Raw genomic sequence first — 15,419 nt, 5'->3', positions numbered from 1 at the left:
TGTTCTCCGTGCCTCTGTGGTTCAAAATGTATCTAACCACCGAGGCAATCATTAAAAATGATTATAAAACAGAGAAAAATATAGCCCATTTTCTTGCCAAGTGCCATTCTGGGAGTCAACAGATACGAGAGGAATACCCCAGTCAAGACGCGCAGTAAAACGATCGCCCTGTGACCACCGCAACCCCAAACCCACCGATGCTAAAGTATTAGGGTCAGGATTAGTACGAGAATTATTCCAAGCCACCCCAAAATCTGCAAAAGGTACGACCTGTAACACCCCTCTAGATTGAGATAGACGCAAAATCGGTATTTGCACTTCTGCCCCAGCAAAAGCACCATTATCTGCCAGGAGAAAATCTTGGCGATAGCCCCGCACACTATCTAGTCCACCCACACCAAACTGTTAGACATCTCCAAAATAGTATTATTCTGTGATAAAAGAACATTAAAGCGTTATTTTGACACAGAAGCATGAGCAATATACTGAATTACATTGAAGAGAATCCTAAACAAACCCAAAGGTTAATAGGTCTGGAATATGAACAGTTACAACAATTAATCATAAATGGGGAAAGATTATATCATGAAAAAAAAGCTTTACTGGAATCTAAGAAAGTGAGAATTATTGCTGGTGGAGGAGGTCGGAAACCAAAATTATCTATTTCTGAACAAATCATTTTAACTTTAGTGTATCTCCGACATCTGACAACCTTTCAACTTCTAGGTATTCAGTTTGAAGTAAGTGAGTCTACAGCCAACGATACGTTTAACTATTGGTTGCCTAACTTGCGAGAATTACTGCCATCAAGTTTGCTTGAACAAGTAAAAAAAAACGCTTCTGACTATGAAGTAGTAAAAGAAATGCTCACAGAATATGAATTAATAGTAGATAGCTATGAACAAGTCAGAGAAAGACCTAGAGACAATGATGAACAAAAGAAATATTTTTCAGGTAAGAAGAGTAATCATACATTTAAAACTCAAATGATTATTTTACCTGATGCTAGTGATATCGTTGATGTTGTGGCAGGTGAACCTGGTCCAAAAAGCGATATAACTTTGTTCCGAGAATATCGTTCAGAGTTTGATGCCAAACAAAGATTTAAAGGAGATAAGGCATATCTTGGAGAAGATTTAATTACAACTCCAATTAAGAAACCAAGAAATCAAGAACTAACAACTGAACAGAAAGAACAGAACAAAATATTTTCATCTAAACGAATCTTTGTTGAACATCGAATACGGTCAGTCAAAATCTTTCGAGTTGTCCAAGAGAGATTTAGGTTAAATACCCGCAAATATAAGCAAGTAATTTTGACGATTTGTGGGCTAGTAAGGTTACGGATTCGAGGGCTAATATTACCATTAGAAATATCAGCTATATCATCAGGTTAAAATTATCGCATATAACTAGATATTTTTGCCTAATTATCAACAGCAAATATCTCAAAGTCTTATTTCATCGTACAGAATAGCTAATTTAAGATGATTGCATTTAGTGGCTACAGCCTAGCCAAACAAAGGCTTTGACTGTTTTCGGAGATGTCTGTTCTATAGGTAACAGTGTTCGCGATGCTAGTTGCGTATTAGCACGCACGATTAATAAACTATCTGGTGCTAATAGCCGCGCCCATTGTGCTTGTCCCTGCCAAGAGAAAAACCGACTATCGGGAGCGTCATTATTCACAGTGGCATCAAACGCACCTATACCGAGATTAAATTGCGATCGCAAAGCAATCACTTGGCGATTATTGCGAGTGATCCATTCTTGGAAAAAACGTAACGCAGATATGCGCGTGCGTCCCGCGTCATCAGCACCCAAGGAGGGAAAAGGCAATCTTGCACCATCTATATAAGTAGCTTCACTTTCACGCCGTGAAGCCGTCAATCCCAAGGCGAATTCTTGGGTGGGAGTTTGCATTAAGGGTTGGCGGAGTGTCAACTCATAGTAACGAGAGGAGGATTCAATATCGAGAATATTAAAAGGTTCTTCAATGACATTGCTAGCTGAAGCCCCAAAACTCAACTTGAGTGTGCCGTTGCGAGGATTGAGGGGTAATGTGTAGCTAGTATCAAAAGCATTACTACCATCGGTATTAGTATAGGCTAAAGTTAGACCATCCCCTATACCCAGTAAATTAGCTTCATTGACTTGGATACGACGACGAAAACTACCCACACTAGGCGATCGCCCATTATCTAGGGCTAATTGAGTATTAAAGCTTCTCGCTTCCTTAACGTTAACTTGGAGTAAACTCGTCCCCGGAGTCGCCCCGGCTGACAAATCCGCCGACACGTTGGCAATTAAGGGATTAAGTCGCAGCAATTGTAATGCTTCTAATAACTTTTCTCGGTTTAAAGGGGGAGAGGTAGCGATCGCTAAACGGCTACGCACATAATTAGGGTTAAGTTTTTGTGTCCCACTAATCTGAATGTCTTCTAACCTCCCTTCCACCACCTGAATTTTAATCACACCAGATTTAATTGTTTGGGGTGGAATATAAGCACCAGAAGTAATGTAACCCCGACTGACGTATAATTCGGTAATTTGCGATCGCGCCTGAAACAGTTCCGCTAAAGTAATTGGCTTGTTGGTAAACTCCTCTGTCACCTTGGCTAATTCTTCTGGGCTGAATACGGTGCTACCTAAAACTTCAAACCTTTCTACAGTTATGGTTTGAGGAATATTCTCTGGTATTGGTTGCTGAGGTTGGTTATCCGGGTTAGTAGGCTGGAGTAATTCGGCTGGTGGTGGTAAAGGCTGTAGTGGCTGGGGGGATGGTAAAGCAGGAGATGCAGGGGGTTGGACATCCTGCGGCGGTGGGAATTGCTGTGACAAAATTAGTTCGTCCCCAACCTGAAGGGAAGAGGTTTTTGTAGTGATGGCTGTTTGTTCAATACCCGATAACCCATATTTTAAGTTGCTGGCTAGATCCTTTTCCTGATAACTTTGAGGACTATTTGCCAGTTGTGTATCTTCAACAGCTTGAGCTTTCATCACTCGAAAATCTATGCTGCCAACTAATACCAATATACTCAGCGTTAACCCTGATACTGTAAACCTTGGGGGGCATTGATACATCATGCTACTAGAGTGGTTTGCCAACAATTAGATACTTGTACTACTAAGCCTTCAAATGTGAATCTTACTGTACTTTTGGTATCTAATATAGCAGCATCCTGCAAAATTTCATTAAATCTCAGATGTCAAGTCGCTTCTCTCCAATTCAAAATTCAAAACAATTAGTGGGAGCTTGTAGCTTGCTTGTCATGTTGAGCGAAGCGAAACATCTCAAAGATCCTAAATTTTCCTAATCACATGAGGTACACCATAGCCCCCTCCTTGCGTGCGGGGAGGGGGTTGGGGGTGGGGTTCTTGTACCTCACTAAAGCGAGAACCGCTATACCGATTACCAATCTTCCCAGAGATGATCAGACTAATACCATTTCCGGCTGAGTTTGGGAGAGATTGCCGAAAAAGTCATAATGATCTAGTGCTTCCAAAATGCCCCAGGCATAATGACCTTGAGCAAAGTAAATCTGAGCATAGCCGCGTAATTTGTGGATTTCTTTGCTGTAATTACCCACCACCACCGCTAGAGTATTACCTGCTAACATTGTTTCATCATTGCCTGATGCCCCTGCAACTAAGAACCGTTTTACAGGTAAGCCCCATTTTAAAGCAATATAACGTAGGGCATCGCCTTTAGAAGCGCGGATGGGCAACAAATCAAGATACATACTATGACTGTAAACCCCTTTAACAGGGAGTTGCTGACGACGCAAATGGCGGATAATTTCTCGGTAGCTGGGCGAGATGCTGGGATCAACAAAGTAGCTGATTTTAAACCTGCTTTGAGCTTCTGCTGATTGCAATTCTACACCAGGTATATTTTTCATAGCTTCCCGAATTGCCTCTGGCTGCCAATTGTAACTAATGTGTTTCTGCCAACTTGTATCTGTGACAATCTGCGGACCATAGTAGATTTCGCTACCAGTGGAAGTGATCAACAAATCTGGCATGGGAAACTGCCATTCTTCCAGCATATTCAAGGTACTTTCGAGACTGCGACCCGTGGCAATGCAGACACCAGTTGTTTGTCCTTCATTGCGGATGCGCTGAATCAACTTTTCTAATGCTTCTTGATCACCTAGGAGTGTATTATCGATTTCTGTCACCAGGAAGCGATCGGCGGTTGGTAAGCGGTTAGTATCAGGGATATTCCAGCCTGGATGTTCAGTAGCTGGAAATGCTACAAGGGGACTGAGTAGAGATTGTACCTTTTGTTGGGGGAATAGGCGCACTTTTTCTAGATACTGCTCAACATGACTCTGCCAAGAGAAATGTTTACGGACATTAACTAAGCCATTATTAGACCAGCGTTGCCATTGTTGAGGATCGGTCAAAGCTTTTCTTAGTGCATCCTGGATGTTTTTAATATTCAGGGGATCAACCAGTAGCCCATTTTCACAAGCGGCGATAATATCTTGTGGGCCGCCGTCTGAGGTGGCAATGATGGGCAAACCACAAGCTGTAGCTTCAATCAGAGTTAGTCCAAAGGGTTCAGTGAGGGCTGGATTGATAAAAACGCCGCGTGTTTTTGCGGTCAGCCGATATAAGTCGGGTACATCGTCGGAAGTATGATGTTTAGGATAGGCGACATGACCATAAAGATCATAGCGATCGATTAATTGGAATATTTCCGTCAAAACTTGGCGGGGGCCTGATTCCATTGTGGTGATGTCATCTCGATTTCCTAGCACAATCACCAAATTAGCTAAGTTACGCAGTTCAGGATCTTCCCCAAAAGCTTTGACCAGAGTCGCTACATTTTTACGCACAGCCGGACGGGAAATCGCCGTAATCATCGGCTTGTAGGGGTCTTGCAGAAATCGTTGTAATTTTTGGTAAATCGGAGGATTTTGCCAATGATCTGTTGCTGGGTAGAAACGTTCTAAAGTTACACCAGGAGGAATTACCACCATTCTTTGTGGTTGATAGCGGTCATAAACGCTGTATTGTTCTTCAACTTCTTGATGGGTACTGGCGATGACTAAAGCTGCACCACCGAGAGTAATTTCCTCTGCTTCAATGCGGGTACTGATGTGATAGTTTTCTTCAATACTTTCTGGTTTAGTTCCCTGTTCTAGTAATTTTTGCAGTTTCACCCGTCCCAGGGAGTGACCTGTATGCACCAGGGGTGTACCTAACCAACCTGCAACTCGACTACCAACATAGCCTGCATCAGCGTAGTGTGTATGAATTACATTTGGTATTTTGCCGACTTTACGAATGTGTCTGAGCAATTCATCTGCAAAGGTATCTAAATAAGGCCAGAGGACTTCTTTACGGAGGTAACGCCGGGGGCCGCAGGCTAGGCGAATTATTTGGGCTTTATCGGAGAGAATTTCTACAGGTTGGGCATAGTCAGAACTCACTTTGGGGTCTTGCACCAACCGAGTTACTAGGTCAACTCTCTCTACGTCGGGGTGTTTAGCTAATGTAGCGGCGAGTTCGACTACATATTTTGTTTGTCCACCGTTGTCAGCATCTCGTCCTAACTCTAGATTATGTCCTCTAATTAAGCCGTGAACACTGACTAGTATGATATACAACCCTGAGTTATGTGACATTTGTCTTCCTCTCTAGTTGACTTTATATAGTGCTAAGTAAGTCGGCGTAAATAGATCAGGCAAGAGGGCAGAGGATTTTAGCCTAGTTTATTTGTCTGCATATAGTTTGCTTTGATCACGCCAATTTAACTTATGTTTGGGCTTTTTTAACTGCATGAATGCTGGAAATTACAGATGAGATATCCATGAAATTAGAACAATTCTATACCTTGCCAAACATCTAATCCATCACAAAATTACGCCCTTATGAATTCTCTGTTAGTAGCAAATACACTTCATTGAAATAAATTGATTATTTAGGGTGATAAGCTTTTTTGATTCTCCGATTTATTAAAAGATACTCTTATCTATATAGTATCAGTAAGAGGCCTTGCGATCGCGTCTTGTTGTCCTAAATACTCAGATATAATAGCTTAGACGCTGATTTAGCAACCTATTCCAGTGCCAAATTTAATACTTCAAGGTCAATTTATTATTGTCAGATTATTAATTTCAAAAAGTTAAACTGTATATTCATATACAATAATTTCAAAGTCTTTTATACCAGCATTTATGTCTAATACAGTCAAAGTATTTTTCTCTTACTCTCACAAAGATGAAGCCTTGCGTGATGAATTAGCTACTCATCTGAGCATGATGAAACCTCAGGGAGTGATTGAGGCTTGGCATGTCAGAGAAATCAGTGCGGGTAGGGAATGGGCAAATGCGATTGACGAACAGAATAGATTAGATCAGCAGCTTGACGAAATTGAGCAGAAGCTTGTGTAGTTTACTTTTAAAGCAGTCCGTGTCTTGCCTTATTCTTTATCAAGGTCAAGAAAGTCTCTGGCAGTAATAAATACTCTATATGCGGCTGCTACGATATTTTGGTAGTCAGCCTTTTTTTTAACTGCAAGCACAAGATATTTTTGGTATAAAAACTTGAGTATTATTACCTGATTGAGAATCAATAAAATACAACCTTAATAAGCATTAGGAAATAATGTGGCTTTAACTACGCTATTGACTTGAATTAGTAAGATAAACTTACCGAATATATGTCATCCAATTACTGACTTTCATTGACTAACAAAGAAGGATAACTAATGAGCCAAGAATCAGCCAAAATAATCTTATGGGAAGAAAACCAAAAAGACTTTATCAAAAAGTTCTATGATTTACAATTTCTTCCCAGAGTAGGAGAAGAAGTTTACTTAAGAAAGGAGAAATGGAAAGTAACTAGACTTGAACATGATGTAGAAGTGAATGAGATTAATATCTACATGGAATTAATCAAAAAAGTTAAGCAGGATAAAACATCTGATAAACACAACTGATGGCAGTTTAATGTCAATGCTGGGAGGAATAGTCTAGGTAAAGTCGCAACTTAGACTTAGAATCAAGAGGTAAATCATAGTCAAGAAAATACTATGAATGACTCAGCATTCACTATTTTTATCATCTTTGGCAGCATTTGGATTTTAATGGCAACCGCAGCTGTAATTGCTCTGTTAAAAGCAGATGGGCAAGAAATTCGTTTTGGTAAAACAGGACTGATGATTACTATTTCTATCATTCTCCCAATTATCATTACCCTTGCCTATGCTGCATTTCGAGGTACATTCTGAACAATTTATCCTATAACTTGTGCAGCACCTTAACCTGACCTAACATTGAATTATGGTAATTTTTGCTGAAAAGCTTTATTTTTTACTTAATTTGGGCTAATCTAAATATAGTATATTTACTGAACAAAAATTTTAAATTGGGTCAATTATCTAGTAGCTGACTTTTCACGGGTTCTGGAAAGACCCTCGATCTAGCTTGCTTATCTTACGTTCGCGTAGGGTGTCGTAGACAGACGCTAACGCGTTCGCCAAAGGAGCGACAATATACACAAAAGTCTGATAAACTTGCCCTTATTTACGCCTTGCGGGACTAGGGGTTAGTTTACCCTTAGCTTTTCCACATGACGTGAAAATTCATATCTAGTAGAGGCGTAAAGCCTTGCACCCCTAACCGTAGACTAACAAAAAATCGATTATTCTAACCCGCACAGTCGGGTTTTGTCTGTATAACCGCGACTTATATAGCGTTTCCTAATCATATAAGGCATATAATAGCCCCCTCCTTGCTTGCTCTTAGGGGGTTGGGGGTGGGTTTCTTGTACCTCACTAAAGCGAGAACCGCTATAGTCGCCCAGATAACTTATTTAAACGATGCGATAAATTTACACTGAGTAGGTAGCCAATGCAATACGATCGCAGGATTCTTAGGAAATTAATCCAATCTCTAACCGAGCCGGAACTCACAGAAGCACTTGATGAATTTCCGGCTGTGCGGAAGCAGTTTACAGATAGACAGCCACAAGCTTTGAGAGACAACATAATTCTTGATTATTTTGAAAAACATCAAGAAGAATTTCCTGTATTATTAACAGCCATTAAAAATTGCAATCCTATAGCTTATGAAAAGCACGTTTCGGCGTTAAAAATTACCCCCAATCCAGAACCGCCAAAGCAAGATATTATCCCAGAAGAAAAAACCTGCGATATTTTATTTCTCGCCGCCAATCCCATCGGTACTCAACTACTACAATTGGAGAAAGAAGCTAATCTAATTCGAGAGCAATTTAAACAACTAAACCAAGAAAAAAACTATATAGTTAAAGTCGAAATAGCCGTTAATGTAGAAGAACTATCTAAATATTTACGTCAATATAAACCGCTAATTGTACACTTTAGTAGTCACGGCAGCCCCAGTGGTGAAATTATTTTAAATAACGCTCAAGGAGAACAGCATCTAGTTTCTCCAGAAGCACTGGCAAATTTATTAGTTGTGCTTGATGGACGAATAGAATGTGTGGTACTCAATGCTTGCTTTTCATTAGAAAAAGCCGATGCACTAGCAGATAAAGTTAGCTGTGTTGTCGGGATGAAAAAAGAAATTGATGATCGATCTGCCGTAGCATTTTCAGCAGGTTTTTATAGAAGTTTAGCCGATGGACAGCAATATTACACTGCTTTTAACTCTGGTATTGCTGAAATTAAACTCAGAAGTTTGCCAGATAGTGTAGTACCCCATTTCATCACTCGTGATACATCAATCCTTGACCGAGAAGTTATCACAACAAGAGTAACTCGTGGTCCTCTTTCCCCTCCTCCCCCACAGTCTGAAACTACCATATATCCCCTGTGGTTTGGGACTAACCGCAAACCCAATAACCCCCAGGATATATCTCAAGGATTTTCAAGACAGCGCGATCGCAATCTTCATTATGGTACTTGTAAAGTAGCAGTACCAAAATCTCATAAATTCGGCTCTACAGGTTCTTCTTTCTTATATAGATTATTAAACTCAACGGATGATCGGCTGAAACTACAAGAAGATAGTCTCAAACTGCTTCAGGAACAAGCTTTTTTACAACAAGTCCAACAGACTTTACAAGCAAATCCCTTAGATAAGCGTTCTGCTTTAGTCTACATTCACGGCTTTAACGTCAGTTTTGAAGATGCAGCCTTGCGCGCCGCTCAGATTGGGTTTGATCTAGACGTACCGGGGATTATGGCTTTCTATAGCTGGCCGTCAAGAGGAAGACTAGCTAGCTACATAGCAGATGCAGCCACAATGGAAGCCAGCGAGATATATATTGCTGAGTTCTTACTCAACTTGGCTCAAAACAGTGGCGCAGAAAAAATTCATATCATTGCTCATAGTATGGGGAATCGTGGCTTAATTAGAGTCATGCAGCGAATTTTAACCCAAGTGCAAGCCGACAGTAACATCCGGTTTGGGCAAATATTTCTGGCTGCTCCTGATGTTGATCCTGATCTATTTCAACAATTAGCCGCAGCTTATCAAAAACTCGCTGAACGGACAACATTGTACATTTCATCTAAAGATAAAGCTTTAGCAACATCAGGTATTATTCATGATCATCCTCGTGCTGGTTTTTCTCCACCCATTACAGTTGTTGATGGCATAGATACAATAGAGGTTTCTAATATTGATTTAACATTTCTAGGTCATGGATATTTTGCCGAAGCCCGCGATTTGCTCCAAGATATGTACTCATTGCTCCATCATAATCAATCACCTAACCAACGATTTGGATTACAGCAAATGCAACAAAACGGGCAAGATTATTGGGTAGTAGGTAAGTAGTTAATGCAGTACAAGCGTGGACTTCTACGGAAATTAATCGAAGCTTTGACCGATCCAGAACTTGATAAATCTCTTGATGAATTTGAGCCTATCCGTAAAGAGCTTACTGCTGGACAGTCAAAAAGTTCAAGAGATAATATCATTTTGGACTATTTTGAGAAGCATAAAGAAGAATTATCTCTATTCTTGTCAGAAATTGAAAAAAACAACTCTACAGCTTATCAAAAATATGTTAAGCAGTTAAATGATGAAAATCCCAAAGATTCATCTCTTTTTAAGTTGAAAGAAGAAAATTTAGATAGTGAATTAATTAATGATTTAAGAAATATATTCTCTCAACAAGATGAGGCATTTTGGCAATGTGTCAAACAAGTGTATCAAGATGCTGTATGGCAAAAAGACCCTGATTTAGATGAGTCATTATATAATTTAGACCAAGATTCATTATCTGATTTAGCAGACTATTTCAACGAAGAAGAAATTATTCGACAATTTCTGCCACGGTTAGCTGGCTATTTGGAAAATAAACATATTAATAAATATACTCAATTTAACAAGAATTTACAAAAAATCATCAGAAAACACATTCGTAGTGATCAATCTATTACTATGTTAGATTTTAACAAATCTGTGACAAATTTCAAAGCGGAATATAAAAAATCTTTAGGGAAATATTATTTAATCATTGAAATTAAAAATAGCCAGTCTTACACAAATTCATTTCAAATTTCTGGTTGGTTGGCAAAGGAGAATATTGCAGATAGCTTCATACCTTTAAAGCATCAGCAACCCAAAATACAGATGCAAGATACAGAGGAAGAATATTATACAAAGGAACATATTCAAGAAATAGTTAAAGATTTCATTGCTGAAATTTCTCGTAAAAAAGGACAAGATATTAAAGATTTAATTATTGAGTTTTTTCTGCCTTCTTCCTTGTTTGGCTGGGAAGTAGATCAATGGAAATTTGAACCCTTAGATAAAATTTGTGTAGGAACATCACATCAAGTCAGAATCCGTTCTTCAGACAGACTCAAACCCATATATAAATTATATCAAGGTAAATGGGGTGATAAATGGCAATGTGTTAAAAAATGTGGTGTTCCTGTAAACCAATTTTTAAACAGTGATCTTAAAGATGATCTGAATACTCTCACGGGTCAGTTACAAAATGAAAATATTGTTGGATTAAAATTGATATCGCCTCTACAATCAAGTTACGAAGAAATGGCTTCAGCTTTATATTGCTCTGGAACACCTATCGCTCTCTGGCTGAGAAGTGAACCACCAGAAGGTAATTGTGAAACACAACTCAATCGTTTATTACGGGATAAATTATTACAACTGTCAGAGAAAATATTTCAAGAACGCTGTCAGTCACAATTGCATATTTCCCTGATTTGGGACGATCCAAACCGCCTAATTCCTACTAACTATCAACTGCAATGAACGATTGGAAAATATTTCAAAAAGAACGTGAACCCCATGACGGAATTAAACGCTTACCTCCAGCACCGAGTTGGCGTAGTTTCAGTTCCACCGCAGGAAAAAAAACGGAAGAGGAAAAACGGGGGGCAACGTTTCAAATTAGAGATGAAGAAGTAGAATTGGTGAATGCAGCTTTATACTTGCGCCGTCCTTTATTAGTTGAAGGTAAACCGGGTACAGGAAAAACTTCTCTTGCCTATGCCATAGCGCATCAATTAAAATTAGGCAAAGTTTTACGCTGGAACATCACCACACGTTCCACTTTAACAGAGGGTCTTTACAGTTACGATGCAGTAGGACGCTTACAGAGTATCAGAAACCAAAATCAGGATTCTCGACCAAATTTAGATAAGAAAACAGACGAAACAGACTCTCCTCAAGTAGACGATATTGGTAAATATCTAAGATTAGGGGCTGTAGGCACAGCTTTGTATCAAAGTCAAGATAAAAAACCGAGAGTTCTGCTCATAGATGAAATTGATAAAAGTGATATTGACTTACCTAATAATCTGCTGCATATTTTTGAAGAAGGGCAATTTGATATTCCCGAATTAGCGCGGATTAAAAAACAGCAACCTAACGTCACTGTATTTACTTCTGAAAATGAAGAAGTCGATATTCCAGGAGGAAAAATTGCTTGTAAAGCTTTCCCTTTTGTCATTCTCACTAGTAATGGAGAGCGCGATTTTCCACCACCGTTTTTACGTCGCTGTATCCGTTTAACTATGCCAGAACCGGATGATGAACGCTTGAAAAAAATTGTTGCGGCTCACTTTAAGGATGATCCAGATAAAGCTATTTTAGCAAAAGCCCAGCCGATTATCGAAAAATATCTAAAATTACAAGGAAACAAAAAGCAATTAGCAACTGACCAGCTATTAAATGTCATCTACCTCGTTACTAGAAAAAAATTCCCAGAGATGGATAAAGATAATAAAGATAAGTTTATAGAGAAATTATTACAGGATTTATCTAATTTAATTTGAGAGGATATATGTCTGCGCCGTCAGAAAAAGAACCACCTAAATCACAAGAAACAGAAATTGACCTAACGGCGCAAGAGTTAGCAGATATTATCTGGTTAATGGTGCAAATAAATCCATTAATTGATACTGCGGAAGTCGCGCCTGTTACTACTCCAGATAATTCTCAAACCACCTCATCACCGACTCTAAATTCTCAACCGGGTAATGTTTCTGAACAGGTGGAAACAGTCACAAATACTGCTCCTGCTTATGTAGATACTCCCCCTCATCAAGCTGCTGCATCTGAACCTACATCAACGGGATTACCAATTAAAATTACTGATCCCCTAGCATTAAGAAATACTTTAGCATTAGGGCGATCGCTCCGTCCATTCATGCGACAAGTCCCTTCCCTCACTGAAACGGTTTTAAATGAAGAAGCCACCGTTACCAGCATTGCTGAAGAAGATTTCTGGCTACCGGTGGTTCAGCCTGTCCTGACTCGCTGGCTAGAAGTCGCCTTAGTCATTGAAGAAACACCAAGGCTTCCCCTGTGGCGACAAATATTAATAGAATTTCAACAACTTTTAGAAAGACATGGTGCATTTCGTCATGTCACCCTATGGTATTTAAAAATGGGTGATGCAGGCGAGATAGAACTTTATCTACAACACCGTCAAGCCAGTTTTAAAGAACTCAATGACCCCAGTGGTAGGCGTTTAATTTGGTTAGTTAGTGACTGTGTATCACCAATTTGGCACAATGGTTCTTTACTAAAAATCTTGAGAAATTGGGCTAAAATTCAACCAGTCTCACTGCTGCAATTATTACCCGAACGCCTATGGTCGCGCACAGCTTTAGCGTGGGGAATGGAAGTGCAATTATATTCCCAAACTCCCGGCGTTCCCAATACTCGATTATTAAAAACCCGCCAACCTCCAGACAAAAAATTTAATTCCCCCCAAGCTTTGACTTTACCCATTGTCACCTTAGAAGCTTTCCCGATGAAAAATTGGGCAAAAGTTTTAGCAGGGGTAGGAGGAAGTAGGACACCAGGGTTAGTTTTTCTCCCCGAAGAAATTGAAAACATTAACTCTCAAGTTAGTCAGAATGCTAAGGAAGACAACAAACTTTCTGCTGAAGCTAGGGTGAGTCGTTTTCAAGCTGCTGCATACCCATTATCTCGTCAACTAGCAAGGATGATGGCTGCTGCTCCCGTTAGCTTACCTGTAATTCGACTCATTCAGCAAACCCTCTTACCAGACTCTAGTGCAGTTCATCTAGCCGAAGTTTTCATGGGAGGTTTACTCCAACCAATACTAGACCCCTCCCCAAACCTATCGCCTACAAATGTAGCTGACTTTTCACGGGATCTGGAAAACCCCTCTCCAAACCTCTCCCCTACAAGGAGAGAGGCTTTAACTTTTCCCCCTTCCCTACTAGGGAAGGGGGTTGGGGGGTTAGGTCTGAAACTAAAACAAGAGGTAAAGTATGAGTTTTATCCTGGTGTCAGAGAAGAACTGATCAAAATCACCCGCAAAAGCCAGACTATTAATGTAATTCTCTGTCTATCTGAGTTTATCAATCGAGAGTTGCAATTAAAGCAATCAAAGAGAAATTTTGATGCAATTTTATTTGATACTGATGTACAAATTGACTCAGATTATTTGCCATTTGCTCAAATTACCGCTCAAACTCTACAGTTATTAGGGGGGAAATATGCTGAGATGAGTCAGCGAATTGAGCAAAAAATTACTCAGAGCTATATAGGAATATCAAATTTACAAACCCAGCAATTTACAACTGTTACAGTCAACCGTCGCGGTGAAATCATCAAGTCAGAAACCAAAACAGCCCAATATTTTAGCGAAAATCTGGGGAACAACATCACCCTAGAAATGGTTGCAATTCCCGGTGGTAAATTTATGATGGGTTCACCGCCAGAGGAAGCTCAACGTTACGATAGCGAAAGCCCCCAACATGAAGTCATAGTCCCCCCCTTCTTTATGGGTAAGTACCCCATTACTCAAGCTCAATGGCGGGCTGTGGCTACTTTAGAACAAGTAAACCGCAAACTCCAGCCTGACCCCTCGCAATTTAAAGGTGATGATTTACCAGTAGAACAAATTTCTTGGTATGAAGCGGTAGAGTTTTGTGATAGACTATTAAAACATACACAAAAAAACTACCGACTGCCTAGCGAAGCAGAATGGGAGTACGCTTGTAGAGCAGGCACGACAACTGCTTTCCACTTTGGCGAGACTATCTCACCGGATTTAGGAAATTATTACTATGATGGAGTTCCCTATGGTGATGCTCTTAAAGGTAAATCTGTAGAACAAACAACCCCAGTAGGCAGATTTAAATTGACTAATGCTTTTGGGTTATACGGTATGCACGGAAATGTATATGAATGCTGCGCTGACCATTGGCATGAAAATTATGAAGCCGCGCCTACAAATGGTAGTGCATGGATAAGCATAGATAATGAGAATGACAATCAATCCCGTAGGCTGCTGCGCGGTGGTTCTTGGCTCAGTCTTCCGAGGTATTGCCGTTCTGCGTCTCGTGAGTACTATGGTCCGGGCAGCAGGGATATCAACATTGGTTTTCGGGTTGCGATTTACGCCGCGAGGACTTAATTCTTTACACTTTTCCCCTTTATCCTCTGCGCTTTTTCTTTTTCCCTTAACCCCCCGCAGAAGGCGGTCGATATTTTTTTATATTTGCACGACTATTAATAGTATCTAAGAAATGGTGGCTTTTGTCAAGAGAATTGGAAGTATATATAGCGGTTCTCGCTTTAGTGAGATAGAAGAACCCCACCCCCAACCCCCTCCCCGCAAGCGAGGAGGGGGCTATGATATATCTCACGTGATTAGGAAACGCTATAAAACAAATCGGATTCCTCTAGTACCGCAAGGCGGAATTCAAAATTCAAAATGAATACAGTGTAAGTAGAACAGGGTAAGTAATTAAAGGTTTGTAGTGAGAACTTTAGTTCTCTCTGCGTTCTCTACGAGAGGCTACGCCAACAAAAAAGGACTAAAGTCCTTACTACGAAATCAATCCTAGTCTTTTTGCATTACTTAACATAGTTTGTTTTTTTCAAATCGTTCTACTTAAGCGTTTCATTGATTTGGAATGGTCTGTTTATTTCCGCCGTGTTGTACTAGTAGGTTAATAC

Annotated in this window: 10 protein-coding genes and 1 pseudogene; 8 read left to right on the top strand and 3 right to left on the bottom strand. The window is 39.9% G+C overall.

Going from position 1 to position 15,419, the window contains the following annotated elements; genetic code table 11:
* Positions 1-51: 51 nt before the first annotated feature.
* Positions 52-405: pseudogene (locus tag L6494_RS03300) on the bottom strand (BamA/TamA family outer membrane protein); the annotation flags it as partial.
* Positions 406-473: 68 nt separating this feature from the next.
* On the opposite strand from L6494_RS03300, the gene L6494_RS03295 reads away from it, so the two are divergent.
* On the top strand, positions 474-1,397 hold the full coding sequence (locus L6494_RS03295; RefSeq protein ID WP_237988802.1) for a transposase: 924 nt from the start codon (positions 474-476) through the stop codon (positions 1,395-1,397).
* Positions 1,398-1,497: 100 nt separating this feature from the next.
* On the opposite strand, the gene L6494_RS03290 is transcribed toward L6494_RS03295, so the two are convergent.
* Entirely contained in the window at positions 1,498-3,000 is a 1,503-nt protein-coding gene (locus tag L6494_RS03290; RefSeq protein WP_237991436.1) for a ShlB/FhaC/HecB family hemolysin secretion/activation protein, read from the bottom strand.
* 434 nt (positions 3,001-3,434) lie between these two features.
* Positions 3,435-5,636 (bottom strand): HAD-IIB family hydrolase, encoded by a 2,202-nt coding sequence (locus L6494_RS03285; RefSeq protein WP_237991435.1) that lies wholly within the window; start codon positions 5,634-5,636, stop codon positions 3,435-3,437.
* A 552-nt stretch (positions 5,637-6,188) separates the two neighbouring features.
* Here L6494_RS03285 and L6494_RS03280 point away from each other — a divergent pair.
* The 7 genes from L6494_RS03280 (at position 6,189) to L6494_RS30945 (ending at position 14,874) form a co-directional block, all read left to right on the top strand.
* Positions 6,189-6,404 (top strand): toll/interleukin-1 receptor domain-containing protein, encoded by a 216-nt coding sequence (locus L6494_RS03280; protein WP_237991434.1) that lies wholly within the window; start codon positions 6,189-6,191, stop codon positions 6,402-6,404.
* Positions 6,405-6,721: 317 nt separating this feature from the next.
* Positions 6,722-6,952 carry a hypothetical protein gene (locus L6494_RS03275; RefSeq protein WP_237991433.1) on the top strand — a complete coding sequence of 77 codons (231 nt, stop codon included), beginning with the start codon at positions 6,722-6,724 and terminating at the stop codon, positions 6,950-6,952.
* A gap of 93 nt (positions 6,953-7,045) precedes the next feature.
* The gene (locus L6494_RS03270; RefSeq protein WP_237991432.1) at positions 7,046-7,243 is read left to right on the top strand and encodes a hypothetical protein; all 198 of its coding nucleotides are present in this window, start codon (positions 7,046-7,048) and stop codon (positions 7,241-7,243) included.
* Positions 7,244-7,865: 622 nt separating this feature from the next.
* The gene (locus L6494_RS03265; RefSeq protein WP_237991431.1) at positions 7,866-9,779 is read left to right on the top strand and encodes an alpha/beta hydrolase; all 1,914 of its coding nucleotides are present in this window, start codon (positions 7,866-7,868) and stop codon (positions 9,777-9,779) included.
* A gap of 3 nt (positions 9,780-9,782) precedes the next feature.
* Positions 9,783-11,228 (top strand): VMAP-C domain-containing protein, encoded by a 1,446-nt coding sequence (locus L6494_RS03260; RefSeq protein WP_237991430.1) that lies wholly within the window; start codon positions 9,783-9,785, stop codon positions 11,226-11,228.
* Positions 11,225-12,253, top strand: coding sequence for an AAA family ATPase (locus tag L6494_RS03255; RefSeq protein ID WP_237991429.1), 1,029 nt, complete (start codon positions 11,225-11,227; stop codon positions 12,251-12,253). Before L6494_RS03260 ends, L6494_RS03255 begins: the two co-directional genes overlap by 4 nt.
* A gap of 8 nt (positions 12,254-12,261) precedes the next feature.
* Positions 12,262-14,874, top strand: a complete 2,613-nt coding sequence (locus L6494_RS30945; RefSeq protein WP_330911064.1) for a formylglycine-generating enzyme family protein — start codon at positions 12,262-12,264, stop codon at positions 14,872-14,874.
* The last annotated feature ends 545 nt before the right edge of the window (positions 14,875-15,419 follow it).

It is taken from the genome of Nostoc sp. UHCC 0870, from assembly GCF_022063185.1.
In the GTDB taxonomy this organism is placed as follows: domain Bacteria; phylum Cyanobacteriota; class Cyanobacteriia; order Cyanobacteriales; family Nostocaceae; genus Trichormus.
This window is presented reverse-complemented; position numbering and strand designations above follow the sequence as displayed.

Excerpts from the sequence above, each read along its gene's own strand:
- L6494_RS03275 (WP_237991433.1), top strand. The coding sequence starts at position 6,722 with ATGAGCCAAGAATCAGCCAAAATAATCTTATGGGAAGAAAACCAAAAA.
- L6494_RS03290 (WP_237991436.1), bottom strand. The coding sequence starts at position 3,000 with ATGAAAGCTCAAGCTGTTGAAGATACACAACTGGCAAATAGTCCTCAA.
- L6494_RS03265 (WP_237991431.1), top strand. The coding sequence starts at position 7,866 with ATGCAATACGATCGCAGGATTCTTAGGAAATTAATCCAATCTCTAACC.
- L6494_RS03285 (WP_237991435.1), bottom strand. The coding sequence starts at position 5,636 with ATGTCACATAACTCAGGGTTGTATATCATACTAGTCAGTGTTCACGGC.
- L6494_RS03270 (WP_237991432.1), top strand. The coding sequence starts at position 7,046 with ATGAATGACTCAGCATTCACTATTTTTATCATCTTTGGCAGCATTTGG.
- L6494_RS03280 (WP_237991434.1), top strand. The coding sequence starts at position 6,189 with ATGTCTAATACAGTCAAAGTATTTTTCTCTTACTCTCACAAAGATGAA.
- L6494_RS03255 (WP_237991429.1), top strand. The coding sequence starts at position 11,225 with ATGAACGATTGGAAAATATTTCAAAAAGAACGTGAACCCCATGACGGA.
- L6494_RS30945 (WP_330911064.1), top strand. The coding sequence starts at position 12,262 with ATGTCTGCGCCGTCAGAAAAAGAACCACCTAAATCACAAGAAACAGAA.
- L6494_RS03295 (WP_237988802.1), top strand. The coding sequence starts at position 474 with ATGAGCAATATACTGAATTACATTGAAGAGAATCCTAAACAAACCCAA.
- L6494_RS03260 (WP_237991430.1), top strand. The coding sequence starts at position 9,783 with ATGCAGTACAAGCGTGGACTTCTACGGAAATTAATCGAAGCTTTGACC.